2 protein-coding genes are annotated in these 2,014 nt (G+C 77.9%); both read left to right on the forward strand.

Annotation, left to right across the window (positions count from 1 at the left end):
- On the forward strand, nt 1-973 hold a 973-nt coding region (locus tag NH342_RS22780; protein WP_253018620.1), incomplete at its 5' end, for a hypothetical protein.
- A 71-nt stretch (nt 974-1,044) separates the two neighbouring features.
- Nucleotides 1,045-2,014: DUF4397 domain-containing protein (locus tag NH342_RS22785; protein WP_253018622.1), on the forward strand; the 970-nt coding region annotated here is incomplete at its 3' end.

The raw sequence follows: 2,014 nt of genomic DNA on the forward strand, positions 1-2,014 counted from the left end.
GGCGGGGGGCGGACCGGCCGACCTGGTCGGGCTGACCCCGGCGCTGGCCGGCGAGATGCTGGCGGGCGCCGGCCGCGAGGACGTCGCCCCGGCGGCCGCGCTGGCCGCCACGGTGCTCGCCGCGGTGGTCCCGCCCGGCCGGTTCGCCGCGCTGGTGGTCTGCCTGCCGGTGGGTGCGCTGCTGGCCGGGGCCCTGGTGCAGGGGCTGCTGGCGGCACCCGCACTCCGTCGGGCCCGGCCGGTGCTGCTCGGGGTGGGCGCCGCGGGTCTGGTGGCGGCCCTGGTCGCCGCGACGGTGCTGGTGCGCACCGGGCCAGCCGACGACTTCGGTGCGCGGGACCGGGCCGACCTCGTCGCCTGGTTGCGTGCCGAGGTGCCCCCCGGCACTCCGGTGGCGGCCGACGGGCTGCTCGCGCAGGAGCTCGCCCGGGCCGGGGTACCGCTGGGCGAGGGCGGTCTCCGGGTCAGCCGCGGCGCCGCGCCGCCGGGCATGACCGGGCTCGTGGTCGCCCGCTTCGGCGACGCGGCCAGCGGACTGGTCGTCGCCGACCCGCAGCGCCGGGGCCCCGACGCCGAGGAGCGCCGGCTGCGCCGCGAGCTGTCGGCCGCGTTGCTCACCAACCCGACCACCGCGGACGCCGGCCAGGCCACCGGCACCCTGCTCTCGGGGGACGTCGACCCGCGGTTGCTCACCCTGCTCGCGGGGGTGGCCTCGCAGCACGGCGTCGGCATCTCCGCGCTGCCCGCGGTGCCCGGGGAGGTCGCGGTGCCGGTGCGGCACGCCGTCGTCGACTCCGTCGGCGGCGTCCGGCTGGCCGACGACCCCGCGCTCACCGGGCAGGTGGAGGGCTGGCTGGCCGCGCAGCTGCCGCCCTACTCCCCGGACGAGGTCGTCGTCGTCCCGGACGGGCTGCGGGTGGGCTACCGGTACGCGCCCGACCCCGACGCCCTGGTCGCGGAGGCCTCCGGATGACCGGGTGGCGGTCACGTGACGGATCGGTACGGTGTACCCGCTGTAGCCTGCCGCGACCCTGGAGGATCCCCGTGACCGTCCGGCGTGCCCTCTCGATCGTCCTGGTGGCCGCGGTGGCCGTGCTCGTCGGGGGGACGACCCCTGCCGGTGCCGCCGACACCGGCATGCTGCGGCTGGCCCACCTCAGCCCGGACACGCCCTCGGTCGACGTCTACGTCGACTCGGTGTCCAGCCCCGACACGGGCATCGTGCTCACCGGCGTCGGCTACGGCACGGTGTCGGGCTACCAGTCGGTGCCCGCCGGCACCTACACCGTCTCGATGCGGTCCGCCGGCGCCCCCGCGACGTCGGCCCCGGTGCTCTCGACCACCGTCACCGTCGACCCCGGCACGGCCTTCACCGTCGCCGGGGTGGGCACCTTCGCCCAGCTCGGGCTGAAGGTCCTCGACGACGACCTCACCCCGCCCCCGGCCGGGCAGGCCCGGGCCCGGGTGGTCAACGCCTCCCAGACCCTGTCGCCGGCCTCGGTGAGCCTCGCCGACGGCCCGACGCTGTCCCCCGACCTCGCCTTCCCCGACCTCACCGACTACGTGTCGGTGCCGGGTGGCCCGACCACGCTCCAGGTGGCGGGTGGCTCGGGGTCCCCCACCGACCTGCCGGTGGACCTCGACGGCGGCTCCTCCTACACGGTGCTGCTGCTGGACGGCGACTCCGGCGTGCAGGTGCAGACCGTGCTGGACGCGGCCAGCCCGGGCGTGGTGCCCACCGGGGGTGTCGAGGCCGGTGGCGGTGGTGCGGCCGGGGCGTCCCCGCTGCCGCTCGCGCTGGGCGCGGTCGCCGTGCTGGCCCTGCTGGGCTCGGTGGCCGCGACCGGGCGGCGCCTGCCGCGCCGGGGCAGCACGCCCCGGCACGCCGCCCCGCGAGCCCTACGAGGCCACCGGCCGCTGGACCGAGTACGGGGACAACGTCTTCCGGCTGCAGGACCGCAAGGGAGCCGACTTCCTGCTCGGCCCCACGCACGAGGAGATGTTCACGCTCCTG

The sequence above is a fragment of the Klenkia sp. PcliD-1-E genome (assembly GCF_024124375.1).
GTDB lineage: Bacteria > Actinomycetota > Actinomycetes > Mycobacteriales > Geodermatophilaceae > Klenkia.